The sequence below is a fragment of the Saccharopolyspora sp. NPDC050389 genome (genome assembly GCF_040655595.1).
Classification (GTDB): domain Bacteria; phylum Actinomycetota; class Actinomycetes; order Mycobacteriales; family Pseudonocardiaceae; genus Saccharopolyspora.
Genome location: NZ_JBFAKG010000008.1, coordinates 59,672 through 79,342, shown reverse-complemented (window position 1 = coordinate 79,342; position 19,671 = coordinate 59,672). Strand labels below are relative to the sequence as shown.

The 19,671-nt window shown below is 70.7% G+C and carries 21 protein-coding genes; 14 read left to right on the top strand and 7 right to left on the bottom strand.

What is annotated here, in order from left to right; all coding sequences use genetic code 11:
- The first annotated feature begins 126 nt into the window (after positions 1-126).
- The gene (locus tag AB0I53_RS07510) at positions 127-597 is read left to right on the top strand and encodes a cysteine dioxygenase family protein (protein WP_358598008.1); all 471 of its coding nucleotides are present in this window, start codon (positions 127-129) and stop codon (positions 595-597) included.
- Between the two features lie 308 nt (positions 598-905).
- Here the strand turns inward: AB0I53_RS07510 and AB0I53_RS07505 are convergent, their stop codons facing one another.
- Positions 906-1,331, bottom strand: coding sequence for a GNAT family N-acetyltransferase (locus tag AB0I53_RS07505; protein WP_358598006.1), 426 nt, complete (start codon positions 1,329-1,331; stop codon positions 906-908).
- Positions 1,328-1,990 (bottom strand): pyridoxamine 5'-phosphate oxidase family protein, encoded by a 663-nt coding sequence (locus AB0I53_RS07500; protein WP_358598004.1) that lies wholly within the window; start codon positions 1,988-1,990, stop codon positions 1,328-1,330. Before AB0I53_RS07500 ends, AB0I53_RS07505 begins: the two co-directional genes overlap by 4 nt.
- A gap of 60 nt (positions 1,991-2,050) precedes the next feature.
- On the opposite strand from AB0I53_RS07500, the gene AB0I53_RS07495 reads away from it, so the two are divergent.
- Complete coding sequence (locus tag AB0I53_RS07495) at positions 2,051-3,463, top strand: PLP-dependent aminotransferase family protein (RefSeq protein WP_358598001.1); 1,413 nt, start codon at positions 2,051-2,053, stop codon at positions 3,461-3,463.
- 96 nt (positions 3,464-3,559) lie between these two features.
- A complete protein-coding gene (locus tag AB0I53_RS07490) occupies positions 3,560-4,651 on the top strand; it encodes a D-alanine--D-alanine ligase family protein (RefSeq protein WP_358597998.1) in 1,092 nt (363 codons plus the stop codon).
- A 337-nt stretch (positions 4,652-4,988) separates the two neighbouring features.
- Here AB0I53_RS07490 and AB0I53_RS07485 read toward each other — a convergent pair whose 3' ends face one another.
- The gene (locus AB0I53_RS07485; protein ID WP_358597995.1) at positions 4,989-5,606 is read right to left on the bottom strand and encodes a DUF3515 domain-containing protein; all 618 of its coding nucleotides are present in this window, start codon (positions 5,604-5,606) and stop codon (positions 4,989-4,991) included.
- A 123-nt stretch (positions 5,607-5,729) separates the two neighbouring features.
- Complete coding sequence (locus AB0I53_RS07480; RefSeq protein ID WP_358597992.1) at positions 5,730-5,963, bottom strand: Lrp/AsnC ligand binding domain-containing protein; 234 nt, start codon at positions 5,961-5,963, stop codon at positions 5,730-5,732.
- Positions 5,964-6,036: 73 nt separating this feature from the next.
- Here AB0I53_RS07480 and AB0I53_RS07475 point away from each other — a divergent pair, with 73 nt between their 5' ends.
- Positions 6,037-7,026: a thiamine-phosphate kinase gene (locus tag AB0I53_RS07475; RefSeq protein ID WP_358597989.1), complete on the top strand. Its 990-nt coding sequence runs from the start codon at positions 6,037-6,039 to the stop codon at positions 7,024-7,026.
- Between the two features lie 92 nt (positions 7,027-7,118).
- Here AB0I53_RS07475 and AB0I53_RS07470 read toward each other — a convergent pair whose 3' ends face one another.
- Positions 7,119-8,456, bottom strand: coding sequence for an MFS transporter (locus AB0I53_RS07470; RefSeq protein WP_358597986.1), 1,338 nt, complete (start codon positions 8,454-8,456; stop codon positions 7,119-7,121).
- A gap of 369 nt (positions 8,457-8,825) precedes the next feature.
- On the opposite strand from AB0I53_RS07470, the gene AB0I53_RS07465 reads away from it, so the two are divergent.
- Together AB0I53_RS07465 and AB0I53_RS07460 are read left to right on the top strand one after the other, a co-directional pair.
- Complete coding sequence (locus tag AB0I53_RS07465) at positions 8,826-9,500, top strand: uracil-DNA glycosylase (RefSeq protein ID WP_358597983.1); 675 nt, start codon at positions 8,826-8,828, stop codon at positions 9,498-9,500.
- Positions 9,501-9,608: 108 nt separating this feature from the next.
- Positions 9,609-10,196 carry a hypothetical protein gene (locus tag AB0I53_RS07460; RefSeq protein ID WP_358597981.1) on the top strand — a complete coding sequence of 196 codons (588 nt, stop codon included), beginning with the start codon at positions 9,609-9,611 and terminating at the stop codon, positions 10,194-10,196.
- Between the two features lie 66 nt (positions 10,197-10,262).
- Here the strand turns inward: AB0I53_RS07460 and rpmB are convergent, their stop codons facing one another.
- Positions 10,263-10,454 carry a 50S ribosomal protein L28 gene (gene rpmB, locus AB0I53_RS07455; protein WP_093262649.1) on the bottom strand — a complete coding sequence of 64 codons (192 nt, stop codon included), beginning with the start codon at positions 10,452-10,454 and terminating at the stop codon, positions 10,263-10,265.
- Between the two features lie 288 nt (positions 10,455-10,742).
- Here rpmB and AB0I53_RS07450 point away from each other — a divergent pair, with 288 nt between their 5' ends.
- The 8 genes from AB0I53_RS07450 to AB0I53_RS07415 all read left to right on the top strand — a co-directional run bounded on the left by AB0I53_RS07450 (position 10,743) and on the right by AB0I53_RS07415 (position 18,306).
- Entirely contained in the window at positions 10,743-12,293 is a 1,551-nt protein-coding gene (locus AB0I53_RS07450) for a DAK2 domain-containing protein (protein WP_358597978.1), read from the top strand.
- A gap of 190 nt (positions 12,294-12,483) precedes the next feature.
- The gene (locus tag AB0I53_RS07445) at positions 12,484-12,822 is read left to right on the top strand and encodes a GntR family transcriptional regulator (RefSeq protein ID WP_358597975.1); all 339 of its coding nucleotides are present in this window, start codon (positions 12,484-12,486) and stop codon (positions 12,820-12,822) included.
- A gap of 50 nt (positions 12,823-12,872) precedes the next feature.
- The gene (locus tag AB0I53_RS07440) at positions 12,873-13,823 is read left to right on the top strand and encodes a DUF1648 domain-containing protein (RefSeq protein ID WP_358597972.1); all 951 of its coding nucleotides are present in this window, start codon (positions 12,873-12,875) and stop codon (positions 13,821-13,823) included.
- An 11-nt stretch (positions 13,824-13,834) separates the two neighbouring features.
- Complete coding sequence (locus tag AB0I53_RS07435; protein WP_358597969.1) at positions 13,835-14,719, top strand: CPBP family intramembrane glutamic endopeptidase; 885 nt, start codon at positions 13,835-13,837, stop codon at positions 14,717-14,719.
- A 100-nt stretch (positions 14,720-14,819) separates the two neighbouring features.
- Positions 14,820-15,281, top strand: a complete 462-nt coding sequence (locus AB0I53_RS07430; RefSeq protein ID WP_358597966.1) for a hypothetical protein — start codon at positions 14,820-14,822, stop codon at positions 15,279-15,281.
- An 84-nt stretch (positions 15,282-15,365) separates the two neighbouring features.
- On the top strand, positions 15,366-17,603 hold the full coding sequence (recG, locus tag AB0I53_RS07425) for an ATP-dependent DNA helicase RecG (RefSeq protein ID WP_358597964.1): 2,238 nt from the start codon (positions 15,366-15,368) through the stop codon (positions 17,601-17,603).
- Positions 17,604-17,656: 53 nt separating this feature from the next.
- Positions 17,657-17,911 (top strand): hypothetical protein, encoded by a 255-nt coding sequence (locus AB0I53_RS07420; protein WP_358597961.1) that lies wholly within the window; start codon positions 17,657-17,659, stop codon positions 17,909-17,911.
- A complete protein-coding gene (locus AB0I53_RS07415; protein WP_358597958.1) occupies positions 17,908-18,306 on the top strand; it encodes a type II toxin-antitoxin system VapC family toxin in 399 nt (132 codons plus the stop codon). Before AB0I53_RS07420 ends, AB0I53_RS07415 begins: the two co-directional genes overlap by 4 nt.
- A gap of 64 nt (positions 18,307-18,370) precedes the next feature.
- Here the strand turns inward: AB0I53_RS07415 and AB0I53_RS07410 are convergent, their stop codons facing one another.
- A complete protein-coding gene (locus AB0I53_RS07410) occupies positions 18,371-19,591 on the bottom strand; it encodes a cytochrome P450 (protein WP_358597955.1) in 1,221 nt (406 codons plus the stop codon).
- Positions 19,592-19,671 lie beyond the last annotated feature (80 nt).

Below are 19,671 nucleotides of genomic sequence, written 5' to 3'. Positions count from 1 at the left end.
GTCGCCAGCGCGCTCTGTCTGTGTTCTTCGTGTTGATCGTTCTCCCGTAATTCCCGGGCGTTTCCGGGTGCGCTCGCACGCGCGCCGACGGCCCGGGGCTCATCACGATCCCGAAGGACATCCGCCGTGTTCGCCGTTCCGCCGAATACCGTTGCCGTGCCTGCCGACCTCACCATCGCGCACCCGGTTCGCATCGCCCGTGAACTCGCCGCCGACCGCGGCTCGTGGACGCACCTGCTGCGCTACGACCCGGACCAGCGCTGGGCGGGCCTGCTCGCGCGCACCGAGAGCTACGAGGCGTGGCTGCTGAGCTGGTTGCCAGGCCAGCACACCGAACTTCACGACCACGGCGGCGCCACCGGCGCCTTCACCGTGATCGCCGGCAACCTGACCGAGCGCGTCATCCAACCCCGGGGCACCGAGGTGCTGCACCCGCTGACCGCGGGCCAGTCTCGCGTCTTCGGCCCGAACTACGTGCACCAGGTGCACAACAACGGCCCGGATCCGGCGGTGAGCGTCCACGTCTACCGGCCGGCCCGGGCCCGCATGACCCTCTACACCAACGACCCAGTAACCGGACTCCACCAGGCGCGGTGACGGTGCGGGGCACCCGGGTGCCCCGCACCTCAACCGCTTTCAAGCGGCGTCGTCCACAATCGACCGCGCCGCTCTGCACGGCGGCGTGCGGTAGGGCGGGTTGTTGTCTTTGAAGCGGCGCAGCCGCTTAGCCCTCCCTCGCAGCTTGCACCGCCGCGGGTTCTCAGGGGTCTTTTCGCGAGGACAGCCCCGACGTGGTGAATTGGTCATTCATGATGTCGGGGATCCCACAGCGAGAAGGCGACGGTAAATCCCGCAGGGGGGCCGCTACCCGCACCGCCACGTATGACGAGTTTGGAAACAGACGATCAGGCCTCGGGGGTGGGTTTCGAGAAGTGCAGGGACGGGATCACGAATCCCGTTCCGCGGTAGCGGCGGTGCGCGTCGTGGCGGCTCGTGCCCGAATCCAGGTGGATTTCCCCGATTCCGAGCCTGCGGGCCTCCGCGTCGATCCAGTCGAGCAGCGCCTTCGCGTGCCCCTGCTTCCGGGCCGCCGGCAGGGTGACGAGGTCGTCGATGTAGAGGTAATGGCCCCACGCGAACGACCGCCCGGTGCGGAACCCGGCGACGGCGGCGATTTCGCCGTTGCCGTCGAGCGACGCGATCAGCCGGTAGCCCGCCGCCTGCTGCTGCTCCGCCTGCGCGCGGAACTCCTCCAGCGGAGCCAGATTCGGTCGCAGCTCGCGGAGCACCGGGTGCGCGGCCGTGACATCTGCCAGCTCCGCGATGCTCATGCCTGGTACCGCCGCTCGCCGACGTGCCGCGGCACCTCGAACTCCGCCGGGAGGTCCGACGCGGATTCCGGCGCGCCCCAGTGCGTTCGCAGCGGCAGCACCCCGGCCCACGCCTTGCCCGCCTCGACGTCCTCGACATCGTCGTTGGGGCCGCCACTGCGGATCTTCACCGCTGCTTCGGCGAGGTCGACGGCGAGGATCGCAGTCGCGGCCAGCTCCCGCTTGTTCGGCTGCCGCGCGTGTTCCCACGAACCCGGCGCGAGCTGATCGGTGATCACCCGCAGCGCCCGCAGCTTCTCGTCGTCGTCGACGACATCCCGGGCGCGCCCGTGGATCATCGCGGAGCGGAAGTTGACGGAGTGGTGGAACAGCGAGCGCGCGTAGACGATCCCGTCGAGGTGGGTCACCGTGATGCAGACCTCGACGCCCTCGGCTGCCTCCCGCAGGCTGCGCGCGCCGGTCGAGCCGTGCACGTAGAGCGTGTCGCCGCTGCGTCCGTAACCGGTGGGCAGCACCCGGGGGGAGCCGTCGATCAGCAGGCCCAGGTGGCAGATCAGGCCGGCGTCCAGGGTGGCGTGCAGTTCGCTGCGCTCGGTGCGGGCCCGGTCGCTGCCGCGGCGGATGGTGGTCCGGTCTGTGGTGGAGAGCTGTCGGGTCACGTGGAACAGGATCTTTCAGCAAGTGGCATTATCGAAGTGCCAATCAGGGAGAATTTCGAAATGCCACATGCCGTGCCCGCGGCCAGCTCGCCGCTGCTGGAGCTGGCCATCGACCTGCGCCGCGACGATCCGCGCCCGCTCGCCGTGCAGCTCGCCGACGCGTTGCGGCACGCCGCCACCATCGGCCAGCTCCGCGGCGGCGACCGCCTGCCGTCCACGCGCGCTCTCGCGCGGCACCTCGAAGTGAGTCGCACCGTGACCGCCGCGGCCTACGAGCAGCTGCACGCCGAGGGCTGGATCGCCGGGCGGCACGGTTCGGGCACCTACGTCACCACCAGCCCGCCAGGATCGCGGACCGGTGCCGCCGCCGGCGCCGACAACGGCGCGCGGCAGGCGGACGAACCGATGGTGGTGCTCACGCCCGGGGTGCCGTGGGCAGGTGGTGTCGACCGGGCGGCGTGGCGACGCGCCTGGCGCGCGGCGGCCGACACCCCACCCGACTCGAAGCCGCACCGCGGCGGGTCGATCGAGTACCGCGAAGCCATCGCCGAACACCTGCTGCGCCACCGCGGCCTGGTCGTCGGCGGGCTGACGGTGGACAACGTGCTGGCCACCGGCGGCACCACGTCGGCGGTCGTCGAGCTGGCAGGCGCGGTGCTCCGCCGCGGCGCGACGGTCGCGGTGGAGGAGCCCGGATATCAGCGCGCGGTGGGCGCGCTGCGGTCGGTGGGCGTGCGGGTGGTGCCGGCGCCGGTCGATCACGCGGGCATCGTGGTCGATGCCATTCCGCGCGGCGTGCACGCGGTTTACTGCTCGCCCGCGCACCAGTACCCGATCGGCGGCCGGTTGCCTGCGGAGCGCCGGATCGCTCTGGTTGAGCGGGCGCGCGCCGAGGGCTGGCTGATCATCGAGGACGACTACGACGGCGAGCTCCGCTACGACGTGGCGCCGCTGCCGGTGCTCGCGTCGATGGCCCCGGACGTCGTCGTGCACCTCGGCACGACGAGCAAGATCCTCACTCCGACCCTGGGCGTGGGATGGATGCTGGCCCCCGACAACGTCGCCGCTTCCGTGCTGCAGCACCGGGATCTCACCGGGACCAGCCCGGCTCCGGCGGGGCAGCGCGTGCTGGTGGAACTCGCCCGACACGGCGACCTCGGGCGGCACCTGCGACGGCTGCGGCGGGAGCTTTCGCAGCGCCGGGCGTTCGTGGTGGAGAAGCTCGCCGCCGAAGGCGTTGAGGTGTTCGGCGATCGCGCCGGGGCGCACGTGGTGCTGCCGCTGCCGGACGCGGAGACCGAGCAGCGAGTGGTCGCGATGGCCGCGGAACACGGCCTGGTGCTCGACGGGCTGCGGCGGCACCACTGCGGTCCGCAGCAGTGGTTCGGGTTGGCGCTCGGCTACGCCGCGTGCTCGCGCGGCGAACTGGAACGCGCGCTGCCGATTCTGGCCAGGCTGTGCGGGAACACATGAAATACCTCGCTCACGGCGGGGGAGTCGGTCGGTTCCGCTGGTCGCCGGTCAACCTTTGTGAAACAGGCCTTCGGCACGGCAGGTATGGTCCGGCGCATGACACAGCGCAAGACCCGGGTGGCCGTCGTCTTCGGCGGGCGCAGCACCGAACACGGCATTTCCTGCGTGTCCGCCGGTAGCGTGCTCTCGCACCTGGACCAGGACCGCTTCGAGATCCTGCCGGTCGGCATCACCCGCGAGGGCGCCTGGGTGCTGGGCACCGACGACCCGAAGCAGTTGGAGATCCGGGACCGCCAGGCGCCCGAGGTCGAGCAGAACACCGCCCTCGCGCTGCCCGGCGACCCCACCCGCCGCGAGCTGGTGCTGCTGGAGCCGGGCCGCGGCGGCGAGGTGCTGTCGTCGGTCGATGTGGTGTTCCCGGTGCTGCACGGCGCGTTCGGCGAGGACGGCACCATCCAGGGGCTGCTGGAGATGGCCGACGTGCCCTACGTCGGGGCGGGCGTGCTCTCCAGCGCCGTGTCGATGGACAAGGAGTACACCAAGAAGCTGCTCGCCGCGGAGGGCCTGGCGGTGGGGCGCTACGAGGTGCTGCGCCGCGATCAGGCCACGCTGGACGAGCGGCAGCGCGAGCGGCTCGGACTGCCGGTGTTCGTCAAGCCGACGCGGGCCGGATCGTCGCTGGGCATCACCAAGGTCACCGACTGGGCGGACCTGGACGCGGCGATCGCGGAGGCGCGGCGCACCGACCCGAAGGTGATCATCGAGTCGGCGGTGGTGGGCCGCGAGATCGAGTGCGGCGTGCTGGAGTTCCCGGACGGCCGGATCGAGGCGTCGCTGCCCGCCGAACTGCGGGTGACCGGCGAATCCGACTGGTACGACTACGAATCCAAGTACCTCGACGACGTCACCGAGTTCGACATCCCGGCCAAGATCGGCGACGACGCGATCGAGGAGCTGCGCGACGCGGCGGTGCGGGCTTTCCGCGCGCTGGACTGCCAGGGCCTGGCGCGGGTCGACTTCTTCCTGGCCGAGAACGGCGAGCTGATCGTCAACGAGGTCAACACGATGCCAGGCTTCACGGCGATCTCGCTGTACCCGCGGATGTGGGCGGACACGGGCATCGACTACCCGACCCTGCTGAGCACCCTCGTCGAAACGGCGATCACCCGAGGCACCGGCCTCCGCTGACCCAGCCGTTTCCGCAGTTCAAGACCCGTGCGCGTTTTGTGTCGCTATAGATCCTGTTTCCGAACTTGCTCTGCGTGGCGGTGCGGGTGGCGGCCCCCCTGCGGGATTTACCGTCGCCTTCTCGCTGTGGGATCCCCGACATCATGAATGACCAATTCACCACGTCGGGGCTGTCCTCGCGAGAAGACACCTGAGAACCCGCGGCGGTGCAAGCTGCGAGGGAGGGCTAAGCGGCTGCGCCGCTTCAAGACAAAACCCCGCGCTACCACACCTCACAGCACGACATCCAAAACAGCCGCTATAGCAGCACAAAACGCGCACGGGCTTTCTTGGTGCGTCAGGGGAAGACGGGCTGCTTGGGGAGGGTGTCGCGGAGGATGTTGGAGAGGTCCTGGATGGGATCGGTTCCGGTGCCCTCCGGGGTGGTGAGCGCGACGTACACCGGGCGGTCGACCGCCAGCCACGAGGTGTCGCCGCCCTGGTTGATCTCCAGCCAGCTGACGCCGGAGACATCCACCAGCTGCGCCGTCGGCGTCAGCTCCGCCGGTGCGTCGATGCCGCACCGCACCGTCAACGGGTCGTGCTTCGCATCTCCCCAGGCGACGGTTCCCGCCGGCGCCGGCTCCGCCAGCGCGCGGCGCGGGACGAGCTCGTCGCCTACGGCGAGCTCGCGCGGCAGCGCCGCGAGCACCGTCGCGCACTCCGGTGACGACGCCTTCGGCGCCGGGACGGGCGCGAGCGGAAGCGGCCCGCTTCGCCGGGCCGCTTCCGCTTCCGCTTGAGCCTGTTGCACCTGGTGCTCGCTGTACCAGCCGTACGCGCCGACGCCGGCGACCGCCAGGGCGAGGAGTGCGCCGAGCGTGATCGCCACGATCAACACCGGCCGGGGCAATCCGGTCGCTGATTGGTGAACCACGTCGTCCACTACAGCACGGCCGCCGCCGGGTGCGGTCACCGGCCCGGCCGTGCTCCTGTCGGGTGTGGGCTGCTCACCCGCGCTTTCGTTCGCTTCCCGGAGCGGCGAAGCGCTGCCGGTTCTCGGGCCTGCCCGCCCGAGAGCGAGTTCAGTGACGGATCGTCACAGGTGCACCACGGGGCAGGTCAGCGTGCGGGTGATGCCTTCGACGTTCTGGATCTTCGCCACGACCATCTTGCCGAGCAGGTCGACGTTCTCGGCTTCGGCGCGCACGATCACGTCGTACGGGCCGGTGACGTCTTCGGCGCTGATGATGCCGGCGAAGTCGGTGATCTCGCTGGCGACCGCGGCGGCCTTGCCGACTTCGGTCTGGATGAGGATGTAAGCCTGAACCACGGCGTGCCCCTTCGTATTGCCGATGTGCTCGGGGTAGGAAACTGGCAGAAAGCTACCCCATTGGACCGAGCGGATGCTCAAGGAAGGAAGGTCCCAGTTGGGTCCTGATTCGTCGCAGGACGCACAGACCGTTTCCCAGTTGGGTGAGTTCGGTCTCATCGACCGGGTTACGGCTGGGCGGCCGCAGTCGCCCGGCACGTTAATCGGGCCGGGGGACGACGCCGCGGTCCTGGCGGCCCCGGACGGCAGGGTGGTCGCCGCCACCGACGTGCTGGTCGAACAGGTGCACTTCCGTTTCGACTGGTCGACACCGCAGCAGGTGGGACGCAAGGCGGTCGCCGTGAACCTCTCGGACATCGCCGCGATGGGCGCGGTGCCGACCGGCCTGCTGCTGGGTTTGGCCTGCTCGCCGGACCTGCCGACCAGCGTGGCCGACGAGCTGGTCGCGGGCATGTGGGAAGAAGCACAGCGGGTCGGCATCGGCATCGTCGGCGGCGACATGGTGTCGGCGACCTCACTGACGATCTCGATCACAGCGCTGGGCGACCTGCAGGGCCGGGAGCCGGTGACGCGGTCGGGAGCGCGGCCCGGTGACGTGGTCGCGGTGGCCGGCCGGCTGGGCTGGTCGGCGGCCGGTTTGGCTGTGCTGGGGCGCGGTTTCCGCTCCCCGGTCGCGGTCGTCGGCGCGCACCGCGTGCCGGAACCGCCGTACGCGGCGGGGCCGCAGGCGGCCGTCGCGGGCGCGACGTCCATGGTGGACACCTCGGACGGGTTGCTGGCCGATCTCGGGCACATCGCCGCGGCGTCGCAGGTGGCCATCGACATCCGGACCGAGCAGGTCGAGGTGCCGCAGCGGCTGACCGAGGTCGCCTCGGCGCTGGGCGCGGACGCCCGGCACTGGGTGCTCACCGGCGGCGAGGACCAGGCGCTGGCCGCGACGTTCTCGCCGGGGCGTCCGCTGCCGGAGGGCTGGCGCGCGATCGGAGTGGTCGCTGAGGGCGCCGGCGTCACGGTGGACGGCGGTGAGTACGAGGGCCCGACGGGCTGGGAACACTGGCGGTGAGGCGAAATCGCCGATTCCGCCGAGAACTTCCCCGAACGCGGAGAACCCCGATGCGCCACCGGCACATCGGGGTTCTCCGCGTTCGGGCGTGACTAGCTCGCCGGGGAACTCGCAGGCGCGGGCGCGTCCTGCATCAGCGGCTTCTTCGCCGTCTCCTTCATCAGCAGGATCGGCACCAGCGCCACCAGGGCCGCGGCCATCAGGTAGAACGCCGGGAACAAGGTGTTGCCGGTCGAGGTCACGACGGCGTCGTTGACCAGCGGGGCGGTCCCGCCGAAGACCGCCGTGGAGATGTTGTACCCGATGCAGAAGGCCGCGTAGCGGACCTTCGTCGGGAACATCGCCGGCAGCGTCGCCGCCAGCGGCCCGATCAGCTGCACGTGCCCGATCGCCAGCAGGCCCAGCCCCAGGATCGTGGTCAGCACGGTGCCCTGGGAGATCAGCATGAACGCCGGGATCGGCAGCACGATGAAGCAAATCGCCGCGGACAGGAACAGCGGCTTGCGGCCGATCCGGTCCGACAACGCACCCACCGGCGTGATGATCACCATCATGAACAGCACCGTGAGCAGGAGCGGGACCAGGACCTGGTACTCTTGGCCGTCCTCCACGTGGAGCGTGTTCTTCAGGTACGTCTCCATGTAGGTCAGGATGGTGTAGTTCGCGATGTTGATCAGCACCACGATGCCCATCAGGATCAGCAGCTGCTGCCACCATTCCTTGACGAGGTCCTTCAGCGGCGACTTGGCCACCTGGTGCGTCGCTTCCAGCTTCTTGAACGCCGGCGTGTCTTCCAGCTTGCTACGCAGGTAGAGGCCGACGCCGCCGAGCGGACCGGCGATCAGGAACGGAATGCGCCAGCCCCAGCTTTCCATCGAGGCGCTGTCCAGATTCAAGATCAGGATCGTGGGCACCAGCGCGCCGAAACCGAATCCGACGAGCGTGCCGAATTCCAGCCAGCTTCCCCAGAAGCCACGGCGGCGGTCGGGCGCGAACTCGGCGATGTAGGTCGCCGCGCCGCCGTATTCGCCGCCGGTCGAGAAGCCCTGCAGCAACCGGCACAGCAGCAACAGCATCGGCGCGAAGATGCCGATGGCCTCGTAGGTGGGCAGCAGGCCGATGACGAACGTCGAGCCGGACATCAGCAGGATCGTCACCGCCAGCACCTTCTGCCGGCCGATCCGGTCGCCCAGCGGCCCGAAGAACAGGCTGCCCAGGGGCCGGAACAGGAAGGAGATGGCGAAGACGCCGAAGGCCGAGATGGTCTCGAGCGGGCCGGGGAAGAACTGGTGGCCCACGTATGCGGCCACATATGCATATACGCCGAAGTCGTACCACTCCGTGCAGTTGCCGATTGCCGCTGCGCCGACTGCGCGGCGGAGCAGGGAGCGCTGCTCGGCTGATGTTTCGGCTGATTCCTGCGAAGTCATGAGTTTGCGGCCCACCTCCGGGTCATGCCATCCACCCTTGCGGTCTTCAGAACTCCGGTGAACCTAGCCGAGTGACCTAGGGGAGGCCACCAAAAGACGTGGATTGCGTTATTCCGATGTTATTTCCTATATGCAAAAGGTCACCGATCGAGCGGCCCGCGCGTTGTGTCGGGGAGTCGCTGATTTGACAGCCGAATTCGCAGGATGACAAGCGGAAATGGTGCTTTCGTGTGACAGGCGGCTACGGGTGTGCGCGATATCGCCCGACATGTTACTTCCATCGAGTGTGACGTGCGACACGTTGACCTGTTTGCGGTCGATCTTGGGGCTGTTCGGAGGGCGATCTTGGTAGCTCGCTAGGGTGCTCGCATGGTCGCACGTCCGTTGAACGAGCTCGTGGAAGCCGGGTGGGCGCAAGCCCTCGAACCAGTCGCCGATCAGATCAAGAAGATGGGCGAGTTCCTGCGCACCGAGGTCGCCGAGGGCCGGACGTACCTGCCCGCCCCGGAGCACGTGCTCCGCGCCTTCCAGCAGCCGTTCCACGACGTGCGGGTGCTGATCGTCGGTCAGGACCCGTACCCGACGCCCGGGCACGCGGTCGGCCTGAGCTTCTCCGTCGCGCCCGGCGTCGCGCCGCCGCGCAGCCTGGTCAACATCTTCCGCGAGTACACCGAAGACCTCGGCCACCCCAAGCCCTCCGGCGGCGACCTCACGCCGTGGACCGAGCGCGGAGTGCTGCTGCTCAACAGGTCGCTGACGGTCCGGCCCCGCAACTCCGGCTCGCACCGGGGCAAGGGCTGGGAGGAGATCACCGCGCAGGCCATCCGCGCGCTGGCCGCCCGGGAGGAGCCGCTGGTGGCGATCCTCTGGGGCCGCGACGCCCGCGACCTGCGCCCGCTGATGCCCGGCGTGGAGTGCGTCGAATCGCCGCACCCGAGCCCGATGTCGGCCGACCGCGGCTTCTTCGGCTCCCGCCCGTTCAGCCGCGTGAACGAGATCCTCGAACGCCGCGGCATGGAGCCCATCGACTGGAAGCTGCCGTAGCCCCGACGCGGGCGCGTTTTGCCTGCTCGCGACGTATGGATTTCGGTTCCGCCCGGTCGTACATTGGCCCTTGCCGGGAGATGCGTTCGGGGCGGAAGAAGGCTCGTTATGGGAGCCGGCCGGAACAGCAGCGACCTGCGGTGCCTGATCCGCAGGATATTTCCGGGCGCGAACCCGCTGCGGCGGCGCACCGACTACTTCGAACCCGCCGCGCTCCTGGTGGTCGCGCTGATCGCGGTCGCCACCGTGGTGGTGGCCCTGTTCGTCTCGCAGGCCGAAATGCGTGACCGGCTCGGCGAGGTGGATCGCGAGCAGGCGGCCAAGCACCAGGTGGTGGCGACGGTCGTCGCGGAGCTCGGCGACGGCGGCGGGACCGCGCACCGGCCGGTCGCGGTGCGCTGGGGGCAGCCGCCGGACGAGCGCTTCGCCGTCATCGAACTACCGGCCCGCGCCCCGGCGGCCGGCACCGTCCCGGTGTGGCTGGATCAACAGGGTCAGGTGACCGCGCCACCGCTGACCCGAGCCGAGGCGACCCAGGCCGCCGGGATGGCAGGGGCGAGCGTGCTGTTCGGATCGGCACTGCTCACCACGGTCGTCCTGATGGGAGCGCGGTTGATCGTGACCCGCAGACGACTCGCGGCTTGGGCCGCGGAGTGGGAGAAAGTCGGCCCGCAGTGGCGAAACCACGCCTCCTGACGTGATCTTTCCGCGCACGCAGAAAACCCCGAGGCACTTGGCCTCGGGGTTTCGCGCGCAGTCGCGTCAGCCGCGGACGACCTTGCCGGCCTTCAGGCAGGAGGTGCACACGTTCATGCGCTTGCGCTGCGAAAGACCGATCTTGGCGTGCACGGTCTGAATGTTCGGGTTCCACCGGCGCTTGGTCTTCCGGTGGGAGTGCGAGACCGAGTTGCCGAAGCCTGGTCCCTTACCGCAGACGTCGCAGACGGCAGCCACGTCGAACACCCCTTAACTTTGCTTGACGGTTACAGCGATGAGAGCCGCAAGCGCGCCACACTCGCATTAGCCTTGCGTGAGCGCTTGCTGTTCACCGCCGTCACCGGCGGCCTGAGCCCAGAGAGCCCGGTTGCCCGGGGTCATCGCCACCCTGGGACCGGATCAGTGTAGCCCACCTGCGATGGCGCTCCCGGCGGTGGGGGCGAGTGCCGATGCGTGCCGAACCCGGCGCGGACAGCGACTAGTCTCGGACAATCCGATCGTAGGTGACTGCGTGGGAGGTCGCGGGTGTTGCGGACGCTGACTGCGGCGGCTGCCCGCCGGTGGGCTGACCTGGTGCTGGCCGGGCTGACCGCCGAGCGCGATGCGATCGACCGGATCAACGTCTACCCGGTCGCCGACGGCGACACCGGCACCAACCTGCTGCACACGATGCGCGCGGCGGTGGAAACGCTCGACGCGGTCGAGCCGGACACGCTCGGCGGCGTGCTCGCCGCGCTGTCGAAGGGCGCGCTCGGCGGCGCGTGCGGGAACTCCGGCGTGCTGCTCTCGCAGGCCCTGCGCGGTATCGCCGAGTCGTTGCGCGACGTCGCCGAAGCCGATGGCCGGGCGCTCGGTGCGGCGTTGGCCCGCGCGGACGAGCTGGCCAGACAGGCTGTCGCCGAGCCCGCCGAGGGCACGGTGCTGTCGGTGTTGCGCGCCGCGGCGCGTGCGGCCGGTCCTGGCGAGCTCGAAGTGGTCGTGCACAGCGCGACCCGAGCCGCCGTCGACGCGTTGGCCGCGACTCCGGCCCAGCTCTCGGTGCTTTCCGACGCCGGTGTCGTCGATGCCGGCGGGCGGGGCCTGGTGATCATGCTCGACGCGTTGCACGCGGTGGTGCGCGATGGTGAGCGGCTCGCGCCCGAGGCGCCGGTGCCCGGCGACTCGGGAGTGCTGGAGCACGAGTCGCAGCACGAGTACGAGGTCATGTACCTGCTGGCCGGCACCGATCAAGATCGGGTCGCGGCGCTGCGCGAGGCGTTGTGCGCGCTCGGCGACTGCGTGTCCGTGGTCGGTGACGGCGGGGATTCCTGGGCCGTGCACGTGCACTGCGACGACATCGGGGCGGCGATCGAGTCGGGCATCGGGACCGGGCGCGTGCACAAGATCAAGGTCACCAGGTTCGCCGACCAGCAGGCCGCGTTCGCGCGGGACGTCGCCGTGCTCGCTTGCGTTCCCGACGAAGTGCTGGGGGAGCTGTTCGCCGCCGAGGGTGCGGATGTGCTGGTCGGCGGCGCGGAGCTGACCGCGGAGCGGCTCCGCGAGGCCTTCGGCGCGACCGGTGCCGCGCACGTCGTCGTGCTGCCCAACGACGTGGCCACGGCCGCCGCGGTGGAGCGGGCCGGCGTGCTCGGCGAGGGGCAGGACGTGGTCGTGGTGCCGATGGCGTCGCCGGTGCAGGGGCTGGCCGCGCTCGCGGTGCACGATCCGACCCGGCGCCGGGCAGCTGATCAGGTGGCGATGGCCGAGGCGGCGGCCGCGACGCGGCGCGGCGAGCTGCGCATCGCCGATGCGGAGGCGCTGACCTGGGTCGGCCGCTGCCTGCCCGGCGACGTGCTCGGGCTGATCGACGGCGAGGTCGTGCTCATCGGCGACGACGTGCCCGCCGCGGCGCGCGATCTCGCCACCAGGATGCTCGCCACCGGTGGCGAGCTACTCACGGCGCTGGTCCGGGCGGATGCCCCGGCAGGCCTGCCGGCTGCGCTGGCCGGGCACCTCCGTCACGCCCACCCCGAGGTGGAGTTCGCCCACTACCCGGGCGGAGACCTCGACGCCCTGCTCCTCATCGGCGTCGAGTAGCCACTCCGCCGCGCTCGCGAGTACCCGTGTCGCTCCGATGCGGTTGTGTTTTGCCTGGTCAGGCCCCATGTGCACTTTCTGCTGCTATAGCGACAAAAAGTACGCACGGGTCCTGACCTGCGCGAACGGTGGACTCGGTGGTGGCTAAGAAGTGCATGGTGCTAGTGTCATTAGCACCATGTTGCTTTCGTTGGATTTGCACGATCAGCGGCCGCTGCACGAGCAGGCCGCCGACGCCATCCGGCGCGCCATCGCCGACGGCGAAGTCGCGCCCGGGGATCGGCTGCCGCCCGCGCGGGATCTGGCCGTCGCGCTGCAGATCAACCCCAACACCGTGCTCCGCGCGCTGCGCGAGCTGCGGGAAGAAGGGCTGCTGGAGTTCCGCCGCGGGCGCGGCGTCACGGTGCTGCGCCGCCCGGATGCGCGGGCCGCGCTGCAGCAGAAGCTCGGCGACCTGCTGGCCGAGGCCGAGCGCCACGGCTATCGGCCGGACGACGTCATCGAATGGATCAGGCAGGGGGACAGATGAGGAATTCATCCGGCGCGGATGCGGGTGGCCCACCAGACGCAGGAGGCGAAATGACCTACCGCACCCGGTTCCTGGCCGTTTCGGGCCTCTGGGTCGTGGCCGTGACGGCGGTGCTCTTCTTCGGCCCCCGGGCCTTCCGCGATCGGCTGCCCGATCCGATCGCGTCGCACTGGGGCTTCTCCGGCGTGCCGGACGACTCGATGCCCCTCGCGGGTCTCCTGATCTTCGTGCTGGTCGGCTGGCTGGTGCTCGGGTTGGCCGCCGCCGGATATGGCGTGCGCGGCTGGCCGCGACGGCGCACCCGTGCCGCCGCGGGCGCCATCCTCGCCGCCGGCGCGCTGTTCATGATCGGCCTGACGGCGCTGACGGTGTGGTCGAACCTCGACGTCGCCGAGTGGCGGCAGGCGCGGTCGATGAACTGGCAGATGATCCCGGTGGTGGTGGTCGCCGGGCTCGCCGGTCGGCTCGGCTGGTTCGCGTGCAACCGGGGGCCGGACGTGGCCGCGCAAGACGCCGCGGAGGGCCCGGAGCTGGCGCTGAAGGCGGGCCAACGCGCGGTGTGGCTGGCGTCGGTGTCGAGCCAGGCGCTCCGCGCGGTCGGCGGGCTCGTGCTGCTGGTGGCGGCGGCGATCGCCGTCTTCCAGCCCTGGCCGGTCGTGCTGGCGCCGCTGCTGGCGGGCGTGGCCTGCCTCGCCTTGTCCTCGGCGCGGGTGCAGATCGACGAGCGCGGCGTCCGGGTCGCGTTCGGGCCGCAGCGCTGGCCGGACCGGCTGATCCGGCTGGCGCAGATCGAAGGCGCGCGGGTCGAGACCCGGCGGCCGATGGAGGTCGGCGGCTGGGGCTACCGGGTTCTGCCGAGCAGCACCGCGATCATGCTGCGCGGCGGCGAATGCCTGGTCCTGCGGCTGGCTTCCGGCCGCGACTTCTACATCAGCGTCGAGCACGCTGAACGCGGCGCGGAACTGGTCAACGCGCTCGTCACCGAACGCTCGGCGCTGTGAGGGAGGACGTCGTGGGACGTCGTGATCTGTGGGTGTTCTTGCTGGTGGCGTTAGGCGGCGCGTGGCTGGTGGCGCTGCCGCTGTGGCTCGCGGGCGGCCTGGGCGGCGGTTTCCTGTGGCTCGCCGGAATCATGATGTTCACGCCGACGCTGGCCGTGCTCGCGGTGCGGCTGCTGGACCGCCGCGTCCCGGCCCGCGAATGGGCGCGCGCGACCGGCCTGACGTTCGGGCCGCGCAAGGGCCGCACGGTCGTGCTGCTGCTGGCCGCCTGGTTCGGCACGCCGCTGATCAGCGCGGCGGCCGTCGGGCTGAGCGCGGCCCTCGGCGTTCTCGCGGTGGACTTCGACTTCAGCCTGCTGCGCGAGTCCCTGGGCGGCGCCGTGCCGATCGGCGTCGGGAGCATCGTGGCGATCCAGCTGGTCTCGATGGTCCTGCTGGCGCCGCTGATCAACTCGGTGCTGGCCTTCGGCGAGGAGTGGGGCTGGCGGGGCTGGCTGGTGCCGCGGCTGATGGAGTTCGGCACCTGGCCCGCGCTGCTGCTCTCCGGCCTGATCTGGGGCGTCTGGCACGCGCCGCTGACGCTGCTCGGCTACAACTACCCGCAGCTCGGCCCGTGGGCTGCGGTGCTGTTCACCGGGTTCTGCGTGATCTACGGGGTGCTGATGGGCTGGCTGCGGCTGTACTCGGGCAGCGTTTGGCCCGCGGTGCTGTGCCACGGCTCGTTCAACGCGTCCGCCGGGCTGCCGATGCTGCTGGGTTCCGCGGCCGAACCGCCGAACCCGGCTGTCGCCGGGAGCATCGGCCTGGTCGGCTGGGTGTTGATGGCCGCGCTGGCGCTGTTCGTGACGCGCCGGTGGCCGGTCGACCGGGCGCCGCAACCCGTCGCGGCCGCCTGACCAGCCGTCGGCCCGGTCGGCGATGCCCGGCCGGGCCGACCGGTGGCGGCGGCCTGGCGCTACTGTCGTTACTGGTCGTCGACTGTCCCGGGAGCGTCCAGTGAGTGTCCGAAGCCGGTATCTGTGGTTCGTCGGTGGCTGGACCGTGCTCATCGCGCTGCTGATGATCGCCGTCCCGCTGCTGCTGCGCGCCCGGTTGCCGGAGCCCATCGCGATCGAGTGGACGTCGTCGGGGGCGCCGAAGAGTTCCAGTTCGCTGCGCGACTTCCTGTTCGACAAGCTCGTTTGGTGGCTGGTGGTCGCTGGAGTGTGGAGCGTGTTCGGGGTTCGCGGGGTGCTGCGGCGGCGCGGCCTGGCCTGGGCCGGGGCGGCGCTGGGCGTCTTCGGTTCGCTGATGCTCGGCACCGTCGTGCTGACCACGGTCACCAACCTGAACGCCCCGGACTTCCGGGACACCGTCGACCTCCACGCGCAGGGCTGGCTGCTGCTGGGCGGCGCGCTCGCGGGCTGGCTGGGCTGGCGGCTGGGCAGCCAGAGCGCGCGGGTCGCCGCCACCGACTGATCGGCTCGTCGGTGCCGTCCGATAATTTGCGGGTGCCTGCCCGGCGGGACGACCGGTGACGATGCGCACGGCGGAGGACATGCAGTGACCACATTGGACGCGAAGCTCGACCGGGTGCTCGGCGCCAAGACCGGCAAGGCGCTCGATTCGGCGCTAGGCCTTGCCACGGTGGGGGATCTGCTGCGCCACTACCCGCGCCGCTACGCCGAGCGCGGCGAGCTGACCGCGATCGCCGGGCTGGAGATCGGCGAGCACGCCACGGTGCTGGCGCAGGTGGAGCGGGTCAGCAAGCGCACCATGAAGTCCCGCCGCGGCACCATCGTCGAGGCCCGCATCACCGACGGCCACCGCTCGCTGAGCTGCACGTTCTTCAACCAGGCGTGGCGGGAGCGGGAGCTGCTGCCGGGGCGGCGCGGCATGTTCGCGGGCAAGGTCACCGCCTACCGCAACCAGCTGCAGCTGGCGCACCCCGAATACCAGCTCTTCGACGCGGACAAGACCGATCTCGGCTCGGTGGCCGAGGAGTTCGCCGCCGCGCTGATCCCGGTCTACCCGGCCGCGCAGGGCCTGCCGTCGTGGTCCATCGCGCAGTGCGTGGGCCAGGTGCTGGACGTCTGGGACGGCACCGACGACCCGCTGCCGGTGGAGCTGCGCGACCGGATGGGGCTGGCCGACCTCGAATCGGCGCTGCGCAAGATCCACCGCCCGCAGAACTTCGGCGACGTAGAGGCCGCGCAGGACCGGCTGAAGTGGGACGAGGCCTTGGCGGTGCAGCTGGCGCTCGCGCAGCTGCGCGGCGCGGCGAAGTCGCATCCGGCGCCGGTGTGCCGGACGCGCGAGGACGGTGTGCTGGCGGTGTTCGACCAGCGGATGCCGTTCGAGCTGACCGGCGGGCAGCGGGAAATCGGCGAGCAGATCGCTGTCGACCTGACCACCGAGCATCCGATGAACCGCCTGGTTCAGGGCGAGGTCGGCAGCGGCAAGACGGTGGTGGCGCTGCGCGCGATGCTGCAGGTGGTGGACTCCGGAAGGCAGGCGGCGATGCTCGCGCCGACCGAGGTGCTTGCCGCGCAGCACGCCCGCTCGCTGCGCGAGCTGCTCGGCGACCTGGCGATGGCTGGCGAGCTCGGCGGCGCTGACAACGCCACCCGCGTCACGCTGCTGACCGGCTCGCTGAACGCGGCGCAGCGCAAGAAAGCGTTGCTGGAGGCGGCTTCCGGCGAAGCCGGGATCGTCGTCGGCACGCACGCGCTGATCCAGGACCGGGTGTCGTTCGCCGATCTCGGCCTGGTCGTGGTGGACGAGCAGCACCGCTTCGGCGTCGAGCAGCGCGACGCGCTGCGGGCGCGCGGCGGGGACGACACGTCGCCGCACGTGCTCGTCATGACCGCGACGCCGATCCCGCGCACAGTGGCGATGACGGTCTACGGCGATCTGGAAACGTCGGCGCTGCGGGAACTTCCGCGCGGTCGCTCGCCGATCAGCACGAGCGTCGTTCCGGTGGCGGAGAAACCGGCCTGGCTGGACCGCGCCTGGGCGCGCATCCACGAAGAGGTCGCGGCCGGGCACCAGGTCTACGTGGTGTGCCCGCGCATCGGCGACGACGAGGAGAACTCGGGCAAGGGCAAGAAGAAAGCGGCGAAGTCCGCTGTGGACGACAGCGACGGGAGCGGCGAGGAGCCACCGCCGGAGGACGGCGAGGAGCGGCGGCCGCCGCTGGCGGTGCTCGACGTCGCGGAGCAGCTCGCGGCCGGGCCGTTGGCGGGCCTGCGGCTGGGCATCCTGCACGGCCGGCTGGCCGCCGACGACAAGGACGCGGTGATGCGCGCATTCGCCGCCGGCGAGCTCGACGTGCTGGTCGCCACCACCGTCATCGAGGTCGGCGTCAACGTCCCGAACGCGACCGTCATGGTGATCATGGACGCCGACCGGTTCGGCGTCAGTCAGCTGCACCAGCTGCGCGGCCGCGTCGGCCGGGGCAGCGCGCCGGGCCTGTGCCTGCTGGTCAGCGAGGCGATGGCGGGCACCACGACGCGCGACCGGCTGGACGCGGTCGCCTCCACCACGGACGGCTTCGAGCTGGCCCGCCTGGACCTGGAACTGCGCCGCGAGGGCGACATCCTCGGCGCGGCGCAGTCCGGCCGGAAGTCGGGCCTGAAGATGCTGTCGCTGCTGCGCGACGAGGACGTGATCGCCCAGGCCCGCGAGGAAGCCGACCGGGTGGTCGGCGAAGACCCGCGGCTCCGCGACCACCCGGGCCTGGCCCGGATGGTCGCGGAGGTCGTCGACGCCGAACGCGCGGAGTACCTGGAGAAGAGCTGATCGAGCGCCATCACGGTGCTGTTCTGGCGCCAAAATGGCGTTATATTCGATGCATGTCGGCTATCCAGATCAAGAACGTGCCGGACGACGTCCGCGAGACGTTGGTCGAGGCTGCCAAGGTCAGGGGCCAGTCCTTGCAGTCCTATCTGCTGGACGCGCTGGCGGAGCAGGCGCACCTGGCCCGGAACACGGAACTCCTCCGGAGTCTCCCGGTGGCGGAAACCGATGTCGGCATGGACGACATCGTCGACGCCATCCGGTCCTCGCGCGGACCGCTGGGCGGAACTGGTGAGGAGCCGATCCCGTGATCGTCGTCGATTCATCGGTCATGGTCGCCGCGCTCGTCGAAACCGATCAGCGCGGCGACCTGGCGCGGAGTGCGCTGGCAGCGGGCGGTCGGTTGTGCGCGCCTGGGCATTTTCCGCTTGAGGTGGTGCACGTCGTCCGAGGGCTCGCGATGGCGAAGAAGCTCCCGGCGAACGTGGCAAGTGATGCCGTGGCCGCATTCGCGAACTTCGCGTTCCGGCTGATACCTGCGTCGGGGCCGCTGCTCGACCGTGTTTGGGAGTTGCGGCACAGCGTTACGGCGTACGACGCCGCCTATGTCGCGGTTGCTGAGCAGCTCGGTGTTCCGCTGGTTACCGGTGATGTCCGCCTTGCTGCCGCCGATGGCCCGAAGTGCGAGATCCGCGTTCTGCGCTGAGGCTGCACGAACTCCCACCCCGAGAACCCACGGTTCTCGGGTGGCACGGATGCGTTCCCTCAGGTCAGGCCGTCAGGTGGACCGGTAGTTCTTGGTGGCCGTTGGAGAGGAACGAGGTCACCGGGCGCAGGCCGGTCGGGGGCACCGCGAGGGTCACGTCCGGGAAGCGGGCGAACAGCGCCGGTAGCGCGATCTCCGCTTCGAGGCGGGCCAGGGACGCGCCGAGGCAGAAGTGGACGCCGTGGCCGAAGGACAGGTGCTCCTTGTCGGGGCGGGTGATGTCGAAGCGGTCCGCGTCGTCGTGCCGGTCCGGGGCGCGCCCGGCCGCCGCGTACGCCGCCAGGATCGGCTCGCCCCGGCGGATGGTCAGCCCGGCCAGCTCGATGTCCTCCACGGCGTATCGCAGCGGCAGGTTCGCCACCGGTGCCTGCCAGCGCAGCGTCTCCTCGATCACGTCGTGCCAGGAACAGCGCCCGGCCAGCACCAGTTCGAGCTGGTCGTGGTGGGTGAGCAGCGCCGCGATGGCGTGGTCGAGGAGGTTGACGGTCGTTTCGTGCCCGGCCGCCAGCAGCAGGAAGATCGTGTCGACCAGCTCGGCCTCGCTGAGCCGCGAGTCGTTCTCGTAGCGTGCCGCCAGCATGGCGCTGACGAGGTCGTCGCCCGGTTCCCGGCGCTTGGCCGCGACCAGCCCGGCGAACATCTCCTGCGCCTCGCCCATGCTCGCGGCCATCTCGCCCGGTTCGGCGGTGGTGTCGAAGGTGATGTCGACGATCCGCCGCAGCCGCTCGCGGGTTCCGTCGTCCGGGAAGCCGACCAGCCGGCAGATCACCTCGATCGGCAGCGGGTAGGCGAACCGCTCGCGGAGGTCGACCGGCGCGCCCGCGTTCGAGGGGAGGTCGTCGAGCAGCGTGGTGACGATGTGCTCGATCTCCGGCCGCAGCGCCGCGATGCGGCGTGCCGTGAACGCGCCGGAGATCAGCGAACGCAGTCGCCGGTGGTCCTCGCCGTAGGCGGTGAACATGTTGTCCACCGCCACCCAGGTCACCAGCGGCCAGTCCGCCGGGACCTCGCCGGCGATCCACGCGGACCAGTGCCGCCGCGGATCCTTGGACACCCGCGGATCGGTCAGCAGGCGGCGCAGCAGCCCGGGGTCGGTGACGGCCCAGGCGGTGATCTGCCCGGGCAGTTCGACCGGAGTGGCGGGGCCGCGGTCCCGCAGCGCGGTGGCCTCGGCGTGGATGTCGGTGGCGTCGGTGTCGAGGACGTAGGGGTGTGGGAGTGGCATCGGTGGGCTCCCCAGTGCGAAGCGTCGCGGTCGAGCTTCCAGCGCCGTCCACGATCTTGTGGTCTGCTGAGTGCCGCCAG

What these genes read in the sequence shown, in the direction of transcription:
- AB0I53_RS07490 (WP_358597998.1), top strand. Translation starts at nt 3,560, where the DNA reads ATGACACAGCGCAAGACCCGGGTGGCCGTCGTCTTCGGCGGGCGCAGC.
- AB0I53_RS07465 (WP_358597983.1), top strand. Translation starts at nt 8,826, where the DNA reads ATGGTCGCACGTCCGTTGAACGAGCTCGTGGAAGCCGGGTGGGCGCAA.
- AB0I53_RS07410 (WP_358597955.1), bottom strand. Translation starts at nt 19,591, where the DNA reads ATGCCACTCCCACACCCCTACGTCCTCGACACCGACGCCACCGACATC.
- AB0I53_RS07505 (WP_358598006.1), bottom strand. Translation starts at nt 1,331, where the DNA reads ATGAGCATCGCGGAGCTGGCAGATGTCACGGCCGCGCACCCGGTGCTC.
- AB0I53_RS07460 (WP_358597981.1), top strand. Translation starts at nt 9,609, where the DNA reads ATGGGAGCCGGCCGGAACAGCAGCGACCTGCGGTGCCTGATCCGCAGG.
- AB0I53_RS07420 (WP_358597961.1), top strand. Translation starts at nt 17,657, where the DNA reads ATGTCGGCTATCCAGATCAAGAACGTGCCGGACGACGTCCGCGAGACG.
- AB0I53_RS07475 (WP_358597989.1), top strand. Translation starts at nt 6,037, where the DNA reads ATGCTCAAGGAAGGAAGGTCCCAGTTGGGTCCTGATTCGTCGCAGGAC.
- AB0I53_RS07440 (WP_358597972.1), top strand. Translation starts at nt 12,873, where the DNA reads ATGACCTACCGCACCCGGTTCCTGGCCGTTTCGGGCCTCTGGGTCGTG.
- AB0I53_RS07495 (WP_358598001.1), top strand. Translation starts at nt 2,051, where the DNA reads ATGCCACATGCCGTGCCCGCGGCCAGCTCGCCGCTGCTGGAGCTGGCC.
- AB0I53_RS07470 (WP_358597986.1), bottom strand. Translation starts at nt 8,456, where the DNA reads ATGACTTCGCAGGAATCAGCCGAAACATCAGCCGAGCAGCGCTCCCTG.